Annotated in this window: 15 protein-coding genes and 1 pseudogene; 11 read left to right on the top strand and 5 right to left on the bottom strand. The window is 73.3% G+C overall.

Translation table 11 applies throughout. The features are described from left to right. Nucleotides 1-156: 156 nt before the first annotated feature. The gene (locus tag IF99_RS0106395) at nucleotides 157-717 is read right to left on the bottom strand and encodes a DUF5134 domain-containing protein (protein ID WP_030995366.1); all 561 of its coding nucleotides are present in this window, start codon (nucleotides 715-717) and stop codon (nucleotides 157-159) included. Nucleotides 718-889: 172 nt separating this feature from the next. Beyond that, complete coding sequence (locus IF99_RS0106400; protein ID WP_234340602.1) at nucleotides 890-1828, bottom strand: sugar phosphate isomerase/epimerase family protein; 939 nt, start codon at nucleotides 1826-1828, stop codon at nucleotides 890-892. 182 nt (nucleotides 1829-2010) lie between these two features. On the opposite strand from IF99_RS0106400, the gene IF99_RS0106405 reads away from it, so the two are divergent. The 5 genes from IF99_RS0106405 (at nucleotide 2011) to IF99_RS0106425 (ending at nucleotide 6909) form a co-directional block, all read left to right on the top strand. Next, nucleotides 2011-3774, top strand: coding sequence for an FUSC family protein (locus IF99_RS0106405; protein ID WP_030995368.1), 1764 nt, complete (start codon nucleotides 2011-2013; stop codon nucleotides 3772-3774). Further along, complete coding sequence (locus IF99_RS0106410; protein ID WP_030995369.1) at nucleotides 3771-4316, top strand: MarR family winged helix-turn-helix transcriptional regulator; 546 nt, start codon at nucleotides 3771-3773, stop codon at nucleotides 4314-4316. Before IF99_RS0106405 ends, IF99_RS0106410 begins: the two co-directional genes overlap by 4 nt. Nucleotides 4317-4446: 130 nt before the next feature. Next, nucleotides 4447-4983: a hypothetical protein gene (locus IF99_RS0106415; protein ID WP_030995370.1), complete on the top strand. Its 537-nt coding sequence runs from the start codon at nucleotides 4447-4449 to the stop codon at nucleotides 4981-4983. Nucleotides 4984-5113: 130 nt separating this feature from the next. Continuing rightward, nucleotides 5114-5398: a DUF3311 domain-containing protein gene (locus IF99_RS0106420; protein ID WP_030995371.1), complete on the top strand. Its 285-nt coding sequence runs from the start codon at nucleotides 5114-5116 to the stop codon at nucleotides 5396-5398. Beyond that, nucleotides 5395-6909, top strand: coding sequence for a sodium:solute symporter family protein (locus IF99_RS0106425; protein WP_030995372.1), 1515 nt, complete (start codon nucleotides 5395-5397; stop codon nucleotides 6907-6909). Before IF99_RS0106420 ends, IF99_RS0106425 begins: the two co-directional genes overlap by 4 nt. Nucleotides 6910-6985: 76 nt before the next feature. Here the strand turns inward: IF99_RS0106425 and IF99_RS0106430 are convergent, their stop codons facing one another. After that, nucleotides 6986-7846: an aquaporin gene (locus IF99_RS0106430; RefSeq protein WP_030995373.1), complete on the bottom strand. Its 861-nt coding sequence runs from the start codon at nucleotides 7844-7846 to the stop codon at nucleotides 6986-6988. A 272-nt stretch (nucleotides 7847-8118) separates the two neighbouring features. Between IF99_RS0106430 and IF99_RS0106435 the strand changes: the two genes are divergently transcribed. Then, nucleotides 8119-8664, top strand: a complete 546-nt coding sequence (locus tag IF99_RS0106435; protein WP_030995374.1) for a GNAT family N-acetyltransferase — start codon at nucleotides 8119-8121, stop codon at nucleotides 8662-8664. A gap of 163 nt (nucleotides 8665-8827) precedes the next feature. Here IF99_RS0106435 and IF99_RS0106440 read toward each other — a convergent pair whose 3' ends face one another. Further along, nucleotides 8828-9511: a glycerophosphodiester phosphodiesterase gene (locus IF99_RS0106440; RefSeq protein ID WP_030995375.1), complete on the bottom strand. Its 684-nt coding sequence runs from the start codon at nucleotides 9509-9511 to the stop codon at nucleotides 8828-8830. Between the two features lie 514 nt (nucleotides 9512-10025). Here IF99_RS0106440 and IF99_RS0106445 point away from each other — a divergent pair. The 3 genes from IF99_RS0106445 to IF99_RS0106455 are packed head-to-tail and all read left to right on the top strand — an operon-like array spanning nucleotide 10026 to nucleotide 13284. Further along, nucleotides 10026-11423 carry a DUF6421 family protein gene (locus IF99_RS0106445; protein WP_030995376.1) on the top strand — a complete coding sequence of 466 codons (1398 nt, stop codon included), beginning with the start codon at nucleotides 10026-10028 and terminating at the stop codon, nucleotides 11421-11423. Then, complete coding sequence (locus tag IF99_RS0106450; RefSeq protein ID WP_030995377.1) at nucleotides 11420-12217, top strand: SDR family NAD(P)-dependent oxidoreductase; 798 nt, start codon at nucleotides 11420-11422, stop codon at nucleotides 12215-12217. Before IF99_RS0106445 ends, IF99_RS0106450 begins: the two co-directional genes overlap by 4 nt. Continuing rightward, nucleotides 12214-13284 (top strand): threonine aldolase family protein, encoded by a 1071-nt coding sequence (locus IF99_RS0106455; RefSeq protein ID WP_030995378.1) that lies wholly within the window; start codon nucleotides 12214-12216, stop codon nucleotides 13282-13284. The genes IF99_RS0106450 and IF99_RS0106455 overlap by 4 nt, the downstream gene beginning before the upstream one ends. A gap of 143 nt (nucleotides 13285-13427) precedes the next feature. Here the strand turns inward: IF99_RS0106455 and IF99_RS0106460 are convergent, their stop codons facing one another. Continuing rightward, nucleotides 13428-14153, bottom strand: coding sequence for a lysophospholipid acyltransferase family protein (locus IF99_RS0106460; RefSeq protein ID WP_030995379.1), 726 nt, complete (start codon nucleotides 14151-14153; stop codon nucleotides 13428-13430). A 326-nt stretch (nucleotides 14154-14479) separates the two neighbouring features. Here IF99_RS0106460 and IF99_RS0106465 point away from each other — a divergent pair, with 326 nt between their 5' ends. After that, complete coding sequence (locus IF99_RS0106465; RefSeq protein ID WP_030995380.1) at nucleotides 14480-14917, top strand: thioredoxin family protein; 438 nt, start codon at nucleotides 14480-14482, stop codon at nucleotides 14915-14917. Between the two features lie 291 nt (nucleotides 14918-15208). Further along, nucleotides 15209-15304: pseudogene (locus IF99_RS33335) on the top strand (electron transfer flavoprotein subunit beta); the annotation flags it as partial.

The raw sequence follows: 15304 nt of genomic DNA on the forward strand, positions 1-15304 counted from the left end.
GCCTATGGGGGCGGCCGGTACGGAAGATACAGACTTTCATGGCAAGTGACGCACGCCACGGATCATCGCGTGCTGTTACGGGCCGCGCACGCAGTGTGAGGGCCCCGCGCGTGCCGACCGCGCGGCGGAGCGCGGCGCCACGGCGGGGGAGTGGCCTCACACCGCCAGCAGCATCGCGAGCATCCCCGTCGCCATCGCGAGCCGGCAGGCCCGCACGACCTCGGTGCGGCCCGTCCAGTGCGTGGGCGCCGGGCCCTGCGGCCCGCCCGCAGGGACGAGACGCGTGCCGGTGTAGAGGACATAGGCCGTGTAGTAGGCGAGGAGCAGCCCCGTGAGCAGCGGGACCCCGCCGGGCATGTGCCCGCCGCCGTGGCCGGCGTGCCCCGCCGGGGCGCTCGCCATCGCCCACGCCATGTAGGCCATGGCGAGGGTGCCGACGAGGTGGTGCACGTGGTGCGCCGAGCCCGCGCGCGCCGCCCACAGTGCCCGCAGCGCGGCGCCCCCGAAGACGACGGCGCAGCAGCTCCAGGCCCACGCCGGTGGCTGGAGCACGGCCGCGGGCACCGCCATGACCGCCATCGCGAACCCCATGAGCGCTTCCCCGCCCGCCGTGCCGCGCACGCCCTGACCGGGGTCGCGCATCCGCAGCAGGCAGTACGCCGACGTGGCCGCGCTCAGCGCGACGAGCAGCCAGGCGGCCGGTCCCGGAGCGTGCACGGCGATCCCCCCGTCGGAGCCTCAAGGGCCGAGAGTCATGACGGAGAGGGTCTGCCCGCGGCAGGCGGCGCCCAAGGGGTCGCACGGGGGTATGCGGGGGAGTGCGAGGGGGCGCGGGTGGCTGCCCCGGTCCCGGCGGGCGCCCGGACAGCCCGGCCCCGGGCGCACCGGCTCAGAGCGCTCCGGGCATCCGGGGACGGCCGTACGGAACGGCCGAAAGGGGCCCGGTGGGGGCCTGGTCCCCGGTAGTCGGGACGGGGGCGTGGGTGCGGGCCCCGTCGACCGGGCGGCCGGGGAAGTCGGCCTCCTCCAGGACGCCCACGCACGCGCGATGGACCTGGCGCGCGGTGAGGCGCGGATCCTGGACGTCGAGCATGTCGGAGACGACCTCGGCGGCGAGCGAGGCCCGGACGCCGTGCGCGCGCAGCGTGTCGAGCATCCCCGCCACATGGCCGCCGCCCTCGCCCGGCAGGAGCCGGTGGTGGCGGGCCTCGTAACGCGGGTCGCGCAGCGGGGTGCGCAGCGCGTCGGCGAGCTGGACGGCGATGATCCGCTCGGCGGGAACGGGCGCCAGGTCGGCGGCGGTCGCGCCGGAGCGCGCCCAGTGCCAGCAGTCGACGAGGACGCCGCCGTTCGTCTCCCCCGCCGCCGCGACGACCTCCCAGGCCGCGCCGATCGTCCGGATGCCCGCGTAGGGGAGGAATTCGAGCGCCGCCCGCGCCCCGCTCGCGGCGGCCTTGCGGCACACGCCCGCGAAGCCGGCGGCCAGGTCGTCGAGCGGGCGCGCGGCGAAGACCGTGGCGTGCACGCGTTCGGGGCGGAACAGCGCGACGAGCCGCTCGGCGAGCGCGTCGTCCTCGCGGGCCCGCCGGCCGGCGCCTCCGCCCCACGCGGTGAGCAGTTCGATCTCCGTCACGCGCAGTCCGCGCGCGTCGAGCAGGTCGGTCATCCGGCGGTCGGTCCACCCCGCCTCCAGTGCGTCCTTGTACTGCTCCACGGACAGGCCGAGGCCCTGGAAGCCCGCCTCGACGGCAGCCCCCACCCGGGTGCCGAAGGGCACGGCGCGAAGCGTCTGGGCACTGAGGGTCAGCTCGTAGGACACGGGACTCATCCTAACTTCGAGGCGCTCAGCTGGGGAAACCCCGGCCCCGACGGCTGAAATGCCGCGACGTCGCGCCGCCTTCGCCCCTCCCTCGGGCCGCCGAGGCCGCCGACGACCCGGGGTAAGGCCGCCTGGACTGGCACCCCGTGCCGTAATTATTTACTGGTAAAACACTTGCTAACCTTGTGGGTATGAGTCGTCCCGTCCCCTCCAGCCCCACCGAGAAGCGCCCGACCACGTCGCCCGCCCCCGGACCGCGCGCCAAGAAGCGCCCCCTCGCCGGTGTCCTCCGCCTCGGCGGGCTCAACGACACGTGGTTCAAGCCCGCCACCGGCGTCGCTTCGGCCGCGGTCATCCCGCTCTTCACGCTCCTCGCGCTCGGCCGGCTCGACCTCGCCGCCTACACGATGGCCGGCTCCCTGTGCGCCCTCTACGGCCACAACCTCCCGTACGCGCGCCGCGCCCGCGCCGTCCTGTGGGTCATCCTCGGCATGCTCGCCGGAGTCACCCTCGCGATGGTGACCTCCGCCGCCACGGACTCCATTCCCCTGCTCATCGCGGTCGGCGCCGCCATGGTGGCCGTCCAGAAGACCCTGTGCGAGAGCACGGGCATCGGCGCCCCAGGCCCCGTGATCTTCGCCTTCGTCAGCTCGGCGACCCTCTTCGCACCGCAGACCTTCGCCGCCGTACCGGGACACCTCGCCCTCACCGTCGGCGCCGCCGCGCTCTCCTGGTGCGTCACGATGGCGCCCGCCCTCCTGCGCCCCACGGGACCCGAGCGCCGTGCCACGGCCCGCGCGCTCGAAGCCGTCGCGGCCTTCCTCGCCACCCCGGCCGGGGACCCCGCGCGCGACCGCGCCCGCGCCGCGGCGGTCACCGCCGTCCACGCCGGCTGGCAGGCGCTCTACGCGACGGGCCGCCGCACCCCCGTACGCCGCGGCCTCGAACGACTCCTCGTGCGCGCCGAGACCGCGCTCGCGGCGCCCCACGAGGCGGACGCCGCCCTCCTGAGGGAACAGGCGGGGAGGATACGGGGCACCGGGCCGCTGCCCCGGCCCACCGACCTCGACGAGGCCGCCCTCCAGGAACTCGCCGGCATCGACATCGAGCGCGCCCGCCGCCCGCGCGCCGCCCACCCCGTCCTGCGCGCCTTCGCCCCCGGCTCCCCCCTGCTCCCCGTCATGGCCCGCGCCTTCCTCGGCTCGCTCCTCGCCGGGCTCCTCGCCTGGGGACTCGGCAGCGACCGCCCCTACTGGGCGATCGTCACCGCCGTCGCGATCTTCCAGACGAACGTGACCCTCAGCTGGGCGCGCGCGATCCAGCGCACGGTGGGCAACGTCGTCGGCGTCGGTGTCTTCGCGCTGATCGCGCCCCTCGCCCACACGACCCCCGCCGCCCTCGTCGCCCTGATCACCGTCCTGGCCTTCGGCGCGGAAGCCCTCATGCCCCGCAACTACTGGCTCGGCAGCATCTGCGTGACCCCGATGGCACTCCTGATCGGCGAGTTCGGCGGCAGGCACGGCACGGGCCCGCTCGTCGGCGACCGCGTGCTCGACACCGTCGTCGGCGCCGCGGTCGGGCTCGTCGTCGCCGTCCTCGTCACCAACCGCCGCGCGAGTGCCGCGCTGGAACGCTCCCTCGCCGCCGCCGACGCGGTGCGCGAGGAGACGGAGGCCCTCCTCGCCCGCACGGGAGCGAGCGCCGTCGATCTGGAGCGGGCCCGCCGCCGGCTCGCCGCCACGCTCGTCGCGCTGCGCGCGGCGGCCGACACGGCGGGCGGCGAGTGGTGGCAGCGCGCGGTGCCCGAACGGCGGGTGCTGGACGCCGAGCGCGCCGGACACCGTACGCTCGCGGCGACAGTGACACGGCAGGGCCTGCTCGCCACGCGGCCCGCCCCGAAGGACCCGCGGCCCGTATCCCACGAGCGGTCCCACCAGGAGGACATACCGGTATGACGACGGCGAACGACCCGGCCGGAGCCCCCGCGGGGAGCCACCACGACTCGGTGGCCACCGTCGTACGGCAGTGGCGCTCGGTGCACCCCGGCATCGACACCGCGCCGATGGAGCTGATCGGCCGGGTCAATCGCTGCGCCGCCCTCTTCCAGCAGGCCGAGGACGCGCCACTGCGGCGCGGCGGGCTCAGCCGCGCCGAGTTCGACGTGCTCGGCGCGCTGCGCCGCACCGGCGGCGAACTGACCCCCGGGGAGCTGGCCCGCGAGACGTACTCCTCGGGCGCCGCCGTCACCAAGCGGCTGCGCAGGCTCCAGGAGCGCGGGCTCGTCGAGCGCAGGACCGACCCGCACGACCGGCGCGTCAGCAGGCTCACCCTCACCGAGGCGGGCACCGCGCTCGTCGACGACCTCCTGCCCGACCAGCTCGCCTTCGAGGCCACCGTCCTCGGCGGACTGCCGCAGGAGGAGCGCGAGCGGCTCGTGGGACTGCTCGGCGAACTCCTCGGACAGCTCGAAGGGCGCCTCGGCGGGCCGAGGTACTGAGCCGGGTCCGAGCACTGAGCGGGGGCCGGGTAACGAGCCGGGGCCGGGTGCCGGTCCCGGAGCTCCGGGCGCGGAGCCGGGCCGGAAAACCGGCTGCCCCACGAGGCGCGATCTGTGAGGGTGACCCGTCATGACCACCTACGAACTCCTCCTCATCGGCGGCGGCGCGGGCGTCGGCAAGACCAGTGTCGGCTTCGAGGTCTCCGCCGTCCTGCGCCGGGCGGGGACGGCGCACTGCCTCATCGAGGGCGACTTCATGGACCAGATCCACCCCGCTCCCGCCGACGACCCGCACCGCACCGCCCTCACCGAGCGCAACACCGCCGCCGTCTGGGCGAACTACGCGGCCCTCGGCCAGCGCCGCCTCGTCTACACGAACACCGTGAGCATCCTCGAAGCGCCCATGCTCGCGCGGGCCATGGGCGGCGACGACGTCAGGACCACCCTCGTCCTCCTCACCGCCACCGAGGCCACCGTGCGCGAGCGGCTCACCGCGCGCGAGATCGGCACCGAGGCCGAGGCGCACCTCGCGCGCAGCCTGAGCATGGCGCGCCGCCTGGACGCGGAGGCTCCGCCCGGCACGGTACGCCTCGCGACCGACGGGCGATCCGTCCCGGACCTCGCGGCCGCAGTGGTGCGCGCGAGCGGCTGGGCGGCGCAAGGCTGAGCCGCCCCCTTCCCCGTACCAAGATCGTCGGGTTGACCCCGCCCTCGCGCCGGGGAAGAGTACGCCCGGCCCCGCTCCCCGCGAGGCCGCCGTCCCCTGCGGCTCCCGCCCACGAAGGACCCCGATCCCCATGGCCCCCGCACCTCCTGACGAGGCGCCCGAGACCGCCCGTGTGCGCCGTCCCGCACTGTGGCTGCTGCTCGTGCCCGCCCTGCTCTACGTCCTCGCCCCGCTCGTCGCCAACCGCGTCGAACCCCGCGTGCTCGGCCTGCCCTTCCTGTGGGCCTGGGTCATCGGCGCCACGATCCTGAGCCCCCTCCTCATCTGGCTCACCGCCCGCCTCGACCCCGTCTACCGCGCCAACGCCCCCGAACCGCTCGCGGGCGACGCCACCACGGAAGGGCGCCGGTCATGAGCGGCTCCGCCGTCCTCGCCACCACCGTCTTCGGCCTCGCCATGCTCGCGACCGTCCTCATCGGCCTGTGGAGCGCGCGCGGGCGCACCAAGGGCCTCGCCGAGTGGTCGCTGTCCGGGCGCGGGCTCGGCGTGCTCTTCGTCTGGGTCCTCATGGCGGGGGAGACGTACACGAGCTTCTCGTTCCTCGGCACCGCCGGGTGGACGTACTCGATGGGCTCGCCGATCCTCTACCTCGTCGCCTACCTGACGGTCGGTTTCGCCGTCGCCTACCTCGCGGGCCCCGCGCTGTGGACCTACGCGGGCCGCCACCGCCTCGTCTCGATCGCGGACATCGCCGAGCACCGCTTCCGCTCCCGCCCGCTCGGCATCCTCGTCGCACTCGTCGCGACCGTCTTCCTCGTGCCCTACATCCAGGTGCAGATCCAGGGCATGGGCGTCGTCGTCAACGCCATGACCTACGGCAGCGTCGACCTCAAGGTCGCGGCCGTCATCTCCTTCGTCGTCGCCGAGCTCTTCGTCCTCGTCTCGGGGCTGCGCGGCTCGGCGTGGGTGAGCGTCTTCAAGGACGTGCTCGTCATCGGCAGCGTCGTCTTCCTGCTCGTCTACATCCCCGCCCACTACACCGACGGCGTCGGCCACCTCCTGGACCGCATGGTCGCCGAGAAGCCCGAGTGGCTCACCTTCCCCGGGCACGCCTCGGGCGGCAAGGGCGCCGCGTGGTTCATCAGCACGGTGCTTCTCAACGCCGTCACCATCACCGTCTTCCCGACCACCGTCTCCGGCTACCTCAGCGCGGGCAGCGCCAACGCCCTGCGCCGCAACTCGATCCTGCTGCCCTGGTACCAGCTGCTCCTCTTCATCCCCATGACGGTCGGCGCGGTCGCGCTCTTCGCGCTGCCCCGGCTCGGCGACCCCGACCTCGCCCTCTACCGACTCGTCACCGACTCGCTCCCCGCCGGTGCCGTCGCCGTCATCGGTGTCGCGGGCGCGCTCTCGGCGATCGTCCCGATGAGCGTCTTCATGCTCTCCATCGGCACCCTGTGGGGCCGCACGGTCCTCGGCGGCGGCAACGGCGCCGACCCGCGCCACCCGCTGCGCCACCGCGACGAGGCCGAGGCCGCACGCGCCGACCAGCGCGCCAAGACCCTCTCGCAGCTCGTCTGCCTCCTCGCGGGCCTGCTCGCCCTCCTCGGCGCCCTCGTCCACCCGAGCACGCTCGTCGAACTCTCGGTCCTCTCCTACGAGGGCATCGCCCAGCTCGTGCCCACGGCGCTGCTCGCGCTCTTCTGGCCCCGCCTGGGCAAGAGCGCCGCCGTCAGCGGCATGCTCGTGGGGCTTGCCGTCATGACCCTGCTCTGGGCCACGGACCACGACCCGTGGCACGGCGTCAACGGCGGTCTCGTCGCGTTCGCCGCGAACCTCCTGGTCACCCTCCTCGTGACCGCGCTGCGACCGGCCGCGCCCGCGCCGGCCCCCACCCGGACGTCGGCCCCGGCGTCACGGGACTGAACACCCCGGACGGTACGCCGGTGGGACCGCCCCGACCGGGGCGGCCCCACGCGTACGACGGCCGGCACGCCCCGCCTCACTCCAGTCGCTTGTCCCTTTCCTCCGCCTCGACGGCGTCCGCCCTCGCGGCGGCCGAGCCAGCGGGAGACTCGGAGGCCGGGACGGGCGGGACCTCCCCCGTGGCCTGATGCGGCAGGCCGTGCGTCAGGAAGTGCACGACCACCGCGATCACCGCGCCCGCGAGCGGGGCGACGAGGAAGAGCCACACCTGGCTCATCGCGTTGTTGTCCGCGAAGATCGCCGGGCCGAGGGCGCGTGCCGGGTTGACCGAGGTACCGGTCAGCGGGATGCCGAGGAGGTGGATCACCGCGAGGCTCAGACCGATCGCCATCCCCGCCGGTCCCTTGGCGCCCTTGCCGTGCGTCGTGCACAGCACCACGAAGACGAGCAGCGCCGTCAGGATCGTCTCGGCGAGGAACGCGCCACCCGCCGAGATGTGCACGAGCGAGTTCGCCCCGTACCCGTCGGTGCCGAAGGACCCGCGCCCCTCCGCCTTGAAGAACGGTACCGAGTTCGCGAGCCAGGCCAGGAGCGCGGCCCCTGCCGCGCCTCCGGCGAACTGCGTCACCCAGTAGCAGACCCCCGTCAGCGGCGAGATCCGGCGGCCGAGCACCATCCCGAGCGTGACCGCCGGGTTGACGTGGCAGCCCGAGACCGGGCCGATCGCGTACACGAGGGCGAGCAGGACGAAGCCGAAGGCGAGCGCGATGCCGAGCACCCCCACGAAGGGCTTGGCGAAGATCGCCACACCCACCGCGAAGAACACCAGCGCCAGGGTGCCGAAGAACTCGGCGGCGAGTGCCTGCGGATCGACAGCGAGAGCGGCCCGGCGGCTCCTCGGGGCCGAAGGCGCGTCCCGAGTGGCGGTTGTGCTCATGACATCCCCTTCGCGGGTGAGCGAGAGCCGGGACGTACGGGTGGCGCGAGCCGACGATGACCACGTCAATGCGCCTTACGCCCCTTTTATTGCGTTTCGACCGTATCGCTTCGAACGGGTGATGTCGCGCGGAGCGACGGGGAGGGACGAGGGAGCGGGGAGGTCCGGCTCGCGGCACCGCTACGGGGGCAGGGCCCGCGCCGACCCGGCGGCGGGCGCGCTCTACCCTGGACGCCGCCCGCCCCCGCTCCCCGCCCGAAAGGCAGCCCGCCATGACGACCCTCCCCGCACCCGCAGGACTCGCCTTCCGCCCCGCCGGGCCCGCCGACGTCCCGGCCCTCGTCGCCCTCGTCGAATCCGCTTACCGGGGCGACGGCAGCAAGGCCGGCTGGACCACTGAGGCCCACCTCCTCGCAGGGCAGCGCACCGACCCGGAGTCGCTGCGCGAGGTCATGGAGACGCCGGGCACGGTGCTGCTCGCGGTCGAGCGCGCGGGGGAACTCGTCGCCTGCTGCCAGGTGGCCCGCGAGGACGGGCACGGCTACTTCGGCATGTTCGCCGTGCGCCCGGGGCTCCAGGGCGCGGGACTCGGCAAGGCCGTCCTCGCCGAGGCGGAGCGCGTCGCCCGCGAGGACTGGGGGCTCACCGAGATGCACATGACGGTGATCTCCGCCCGCGAGGAACTCGTCGCTTTCTACGAGCGGCGCGGCTACCGCAGGACCGGCGAGCTGACGCCCTTCCCCTACGGCGACGAGCGTTTCGGCCTCCCGCGGCGCCCCGGACTCGCCTTCGAGCTGCTCATCAAGCCGCTGATCTGACTCCCGGGCGGGCGGTACGGGGCGTCTCCGCGGGCGGCGGTGCGCGCGGGATGCGTGCCGGTGGCGGAGGTGAGGGCGGCCGTGCCGCGCGATGTGTGCCGAGGGCGGTAGGGGCGCCGCTCCCGGACGAGTGCGCCGCCCGTACCGCCTGCCCCGCCCGGGCTCAGCCCGCCTTGTGCGCCGCCCGGACGATCTCCGGCTCGTCCGTCGTCACGCCGTCGAGGCCGAGCGCGCGGGCGAGGGCGAAGCGCTCCGGGGTGTTCACCGTCCACGCCGTGACCCGCAAGCCCGCCTCGCGCGCCCGCTCCACCGTCTCCACCGTCAGCCGCCGGATGTTGAGGACGAGTCCCATCGCCCCGCAGGCCGTGGCACGCTCGACGACCTCGGGCCCGAAGCGGCTCGCCACGAGGCACGTCCGCACGCCTGGCACGAGACGTGAGATCTCCACGAGCGCCTCGTCGTGGAAGGAGATCACCTCGACGCGCCGCACGAGGCCCCGCGCGTGCATCACGTCCGCGAGGGCCTGCGCCGCCGCGACATCCTTGATCTCAGCCTGGAGCGGCCCGTGCAGCGCGTCGAGCGCCTCCTCGAAGACCGGTACCCGCTCGCCCTTCCCCGCGTCGAGCGTCCGCAGTTCGGCGAGCGTCCGCTCGGCGATGCGCCCACTGCCGTCGGTCGTGCGGTCCACCTCCGCGTCGTGCATGACGACGAGCGCCCCGTCCTTGCTCAGGTGCAGGTCGAGTTCGACGAGGTCGACCCCCTCCCGCTCGGCGCGGACGAAGGAGCGGAGGGTGTTCTCCGGCTCGACGCCCATCACTCCGCGATGGCCGATGGCGAGGAAGGACACGGTGGTCTCGCTTTCCGTTCAGGCGCTTGGCGCTCGCTGCGGGACGCCCTGTCGCTCTGCGTACGGGCGTCCGGCTCGACCCTAGGCCCTCCCACGTGACGGGCGGGTGGCGGGGAGGCGGCGCGTCCGTGCGCGTCGAGTCCGCTGATGCCGAGCAGGACGCCGGTCACGACGGCGCTCAGGACGAGGGTGCGGCGGGTCACGGGGCCTCCGGGGCGTACGAGTGCGTCGCAGAGCGTCGTACCGCCGCCACGGGAGACGGACCCGGACCTCGCCCGTACGTGGGCGCGCCCCGGCCCGCTCTTGACGCGGGGACCCGGCCCCGTGCGAGGCCGGAACCGGAGACCCGGGTTCGACGGGCGACGGTCGGAACACACGCATGAACCCCGAGTTCGCCGGAAAAACATCGGTGGACGGCCGGGTGGGCAGGATTATTTCCCGGAGTGGCCTTGTGGAGGCCCAGCGTGGACGCCTACGGTGGGTGTACAGCGGTTTCTTCTGTGGAGGGTGTGGAATGACGGAGATTCTTGAGCGGGTGGCCCAGGAGGGGCGCAAAGCTTCCGGCGAGCGGCTCGCCGACCAGCCTGCCTGGAACCGCCTGAAGGACGCCGTCGAGCGCATCCGCCCCTGGCAGCGCAAGGACGGCTCCGTCGACTTCGACGCCGAAGGAGCGCCCCGCGCCGACGAGGTGCGCGCCGTCGTCGAGGCCATGGTGACGGCGGTCCAGGAACTCGCCCCCCGCGTGCCCCACGACGCCGCCTACCTCGAAGCCCTCGTCCAGGACCTGCGGCGCTGGGCCGACGACGGCTTCCAGGTGCCCGACTTCCTCGACTCGCTGCTCGCCTTCCAGCCCGCCGCGCACCGCGAGGACGGCCTCGAACACCTCGTCCTGTTCCCCATGTACACGCAGAACGGCAACCCCGACCGCAACTTCGAGGCCGTCGCCCTGCGCATGGTCTGGCCCGAGTGGCTCGCGGAGCTGGAACGCACCCGCTACGACAACCCCCTCTTCTGCGGCATCGCCTTCGAGGACTTCACGGCCGGTTACGACACCCACTCCGCCGTTCTCTTCCCCGAGACGATCGCCGTCCGCGAGGCCCCCGAGCGCTTCACCTGGGGCGGCATCTTCTGCGACCGCGAGGCCGCCCGCTTCCGCCGTGTGAGCGAGGCCGCCGTCGACGTACTCGGCATCGAACTGCCCGACGACGTCCGCGCCCTCCTCGCCGACCAGGACCGCTGCCAGGAGGCGTTCGTCCTGTGGGACATGGTCCACGACCGCACCCACAGCCACGGCGACCTGCCCTTCGACCCCTTCATGATCAAGCAGCGGCAGCCGTTCTGGATGTACGGGCTCGAAGAGCTGCGCTGCGACCTGACCGCCTTCAAGGAGGCCGTCAAGCTGGAGGCCGACGGCGTCGCCCAGGCCCGTGACGTGCAGACCGCCGTCCTCTTCGACCGCATGTTCCGTTTCCCCGTCACCGGTGAGCGCAGCCGCAACTACGACGGCCTCGGCGGCCAACTGCTCTTCGCCTACCTCCACAAGCACGACGTCGTGCGCTGGACCGACAACAAGCTCAAGATCGACTGGGAACGGGCGCCGCAGGTCACCAACGCCCTGTGCGGTGAGATAGAGACCCTCTACCGCGAGGGCATCGACCGCCCCAAGCTCGTCCACTGGTTCGCCGGCTACGCCCTCGTGTCCAGCTACCTCGCCCCCCACCCGGGCTCGCGCTGGGCCAAGGGCCCCGACGCCCTCGACCTCTCGCTGCCCCCGCGCAAACTCGTCGACGACGTGCTTCCGGACGAGTTTCCGCTCAGCATGTTCTACGAGGCCCTTTCCAAGAAGCTCAAGCGCGTGATCGCCGCGACGCGCGGCATCACGGCGACGAGCCCCGAAGGCGCTGCCGCATGAGTGAGGACGGCCAGGAGGTGACCGGCATGGACGGTATCGAGAGCAGCCCCGGCAACGGTTCGCTGGAGGGCGCCGTCATCGCGGTGGCCGGAGCGGGCGGTCCGGCGGGGCACGCGACCCTGCTGCGCCTCGCGCAGGCGGGCGCCACCGTGATCGGCGCCGACGCCGACCCCGAGCGTCTCGCCGAGGGTGTCGACGCGGCCCGCTACGCGCACGGCGGGGCCACGGTCACCGGAGACACCGTCGACCTGCTCGACGGCCCCGCGACGACCGCCTGGGCCGAGGGCATCCGCGAGGAGTTCGGGCGCGTCGACGGCCTCGTCCACCTCGTGGGCGGCTGGCGCGGCTCCGCCTCCTTCGACACCACCGACCTCGCCGACTGGGACTTCCTGGAGAAGCTCCTGATCCGCACGGTCCAGAACACCTCGCTCGCCTTCGACGAGGCGCTGCGCCGCAGCGACCGGGGACGCTACGTCCTCATCAGCGCGGCCGGTGCCTCCAAGCCCACCTCCGGCAACGCCTGCTACGCGGCGGCCAAGGCCGCCGCCGAGGCGTGGACCCTCGCCCTGGCCGACTCCTTCCGCAAGGCGGGGGGCGAGGCGGGCCCCAGCGCGGCGGCTGCCATCCTGGTGGTGAAGGCGCTGGTGAACGACGCGATGCGCGCCGAACGCCCCAGCGCGAAGTTCTCGGGCTTCACGGACGTCAAGGACCTCGCCGAGGCCGTGGCCGGCGTCTGGGACCGCCCCGCACAGGAAGTGAACGGACAGCGCCTGTGGCTGACCAAGAAGCCCTGACCGAGGCGGGCACAGCGACCCGCCGTCACCACGACCCCGCGATACGCGGCTTCGCCAGCGACAACTACGCGGGGGCCCACCCGGAGGTCCTCGCCGCGCTCGCCGTCGCCAACGGCGGGCACCAGGTGGCGTACGGCGGTGACGCCTACACCGAGCACCTCCAGGTGATCATGCGGGACCTCTTCGGCCCCCGCGCCGAGGCGTTCCCGGTCTTCAACGGGACGGGCGCCAACGTCGTCTCCCTCCAGGCCGTCACCGATCGCTGGGGCGCCGTCATCTGCGCCGACTCCGCGCACATCCACGTGGACGAGGGCGGCGCGCCCGAACGCGTCGGCTCGCTCAAGCTCCTCACGGTGCCGGCCCCGGACGGCAAGCTCACCCCCGAGCTCATCGACCGCGAGGCGTACGGCTGGGACGACGAGCACCGGGCGATGCCGCAGGCTGTCTCGATCACCCAGTCCACCGAACTCGGCACGCTCTACACGCCCGACGAGATCGCCGAGATCTGCGCGCACGCCCACGAGCGCGGCATGAAGGTCCACCTCGACGGCTCCCGCCTCGCCAACGCGGCGGCGGCCCTCGGGGTCCCGGTCAAGGCCTTCACCACCGACGCGGGCGTCGACCTGCTCTCCTTCGGCGGCACGAAGAACGGCATGGTCTTCGGCGAGGCGGTCGTGGTCCTCGACCCCGACGGCATCCGCCACATGAAGCACCTGCGCAAGCTCTCGATGCAGCTCGCCTCCAAGATGCGCTTCGTCTCCGCCCAGTTCGAGGCGCTGCTCGCCGACGGCCTGTGGTTGCGCTCCGCCGCCCACGCCAACGCGATGGCCCAGCGACTCGCCGCCGGAGTCCGCGAGACCGACGGCGTCGAGATCCTCTACCCCGTCCAGGCCAACGGCGTCTTCGCCCGCCTCCCGCACGAGGTCACCGAACGCCTCCAGAAGCGCTACCGCTTCTACTACTGGGACGAGGCCGCAGGCTCCGTCCGCTGGATGTGCGCCTTCGACACGACCGAGGACGACGTGGACGGCTTCCTCGCCGCGCTGCGCGAGGAGATGACGCGCTGACCCGGCGCAGCCGGACTCCTACCTACCGCGCGACGTCCACAGAGCGGCCCGGCCCCCACCTGGGGACCGGGCCGCTCTCCCGTGCGCGGCTCCGCTTTCTCCCGTACGAGCGGTGGTGCGGGTACGGCGGGACCGCGCCGCGCTCAGCCGGCCTGAGCCTTGGCCGCCTCCGCCGTCGGGGCCGTGCCGCCGAGGTGCGCCGGCATCCACCAGCTGTCCTCGGGGCCCTTCGGCCGCGCCGGGTAGGCGCGCTGCGCCGCCTCCAGCAGCTCCTGCACGTGCTCGCGCAGGCGCCGCGTCAGCGTGCCCGCGTACTGGTCGGCAGGGGCGTGGAAGCGCTCCCCGACCCGCATGGTGATCGGCAGGTGGGACCGCTTCAGGTTGCGCGGCCTGTCCTTCGTCCACATCCGCTGCGTCCCCCACAGGGCCATGGGCACGAGCGGCACCCCGGCCTCCTGCGCGAGCCGCACGGCACCCGTCTTGAATGACTTGAGCGTGAACGACGGCGAGATGGTGGCCTCGGGGAAGACCCCCACGACCTCGCCGGCGCGCAGCGAGTCCAGCGCGTGCGCGTACGCGTTCTCGCCCTGCTTGCGGTCGACCGGGATGTGCTTCATCCCGCGCATGAGCGGCCCGGAGATCTTGTGCTGGAAGACCGACTCCTTGGCCATGAACCGCACGAGCCGCTTCTGCGGCAGCGCGGCGAGGCCGTCGAAGATGAAGTCGAGGTAGCTGATGTGGTTGCTGACCAGGACCGCGCCACCGGTCCGCGGAATGTTCTCCGAGCCCTTGCAGTCGATTTTGAGGTCGAGCGCCGCGAACATCGTGCGCATGAGACCGATGACCGGACGGTAGACGAACTCAGCCATGGATGGCGAGGACCCTTCATCTCTGCCGGCCCCGGGGACGAGTGGTCCGGCGTGAAGTTACGCAGCCGTAGGTTTGCGGCTTGGCGCAGATCGTGCCCGATGAACGGACGAGGAGCCAGCCCTGGTGCCCGAAGCGCGGGAGATCCACGTCACGTCCGCTCCGGGAACCCCGGTCCCCGCACAGGCCATCGGTCCTTCCTCCCTGCCCTTCCCCGAACGCGGGGCACCATGCGCGACACGCCGAAGCGGACGTGTGCGCGACCCGGGGAATCGGTCGCACGGGACGGGCGCTGAGAAAGTGACAGGACGGAACGAGGACGGGGTCGATGGCGAGGGAAGGCGGCGCGAGGCACGTGCGGGAGCGGGAGGGCGAGAACGTGGCGGAAACCGGAACACCGGGGAGCCGTGCCGGCGAAAGGGAGGCCACGGCCGACGGGCTCGCGCTGGACTGGACACGCCTGTTCGGGAGCGGCGCCCTGGGGGACGCGGGGCTGGGGGAGCGGGCGACGCTCGTGCAGTTCTCCACCGCCTTCTGCCAGCCCTGCCGCGCGACACGCCGCGTGCTCGACCAGGTCGCCGGGCTCGTCCCGGGCGTCGCGCACGTGGAGATCGACGCCGAGGACCATCTCGCCCTCGTCCGCGCCGCCGGGATCGACGCGACCCCCACGGTCCTCTTCCTCGACGCGAAGGGGCACGAGGTGCGCCGCGCGAGCGGGGCACCGCGCCGCGACCAGGTCTTGGCGGCGCTCGCCGGGATGCTGTGAGCCCGGAGCCACCGCGCCTCCGCGTCTCTGTACGGGGTGCTGCGGGGCCCGGGGTCTTCCCTTCGGGCGGTGCCGGGGCGGCGGCGCTGGCGTGGCGTCGCCGTGCCCCCCCTCGGCGTTGGCAAGGTCACAGCACAAAGCGCTTGCTCAGCGGGCAGGCTCTTTGTGTACTACTGGTGAGTAATATTTCGGTCGGAGTGCCCGCCGCCCCAGCCGGGATTCGCCACTTCAGGCGCCTATGCTGCGGGCAGGACGCAGCCGAGTAACCGACGACGCAGTAGGAGAGCCGGCGTGAGCTTGAGGATCGTTGTCTGTGTGAAGTACGTGCCGGATGCGACGGGTGACCGGCATTTCGCCGAGGACCTGACGTTGGACCGTGAGGATGTG

Origin of the sequence: Streptomyces sp. NRRL F-5630 (genome assembly GCF_000719475.1) — a bacterium.
In the GTDB taxonomy this organism is placed as follows: Bacteria; Actinomycetota; Actinomycetes; order Streptomycetales; family Streptomycetaceae; genus Streptomyces.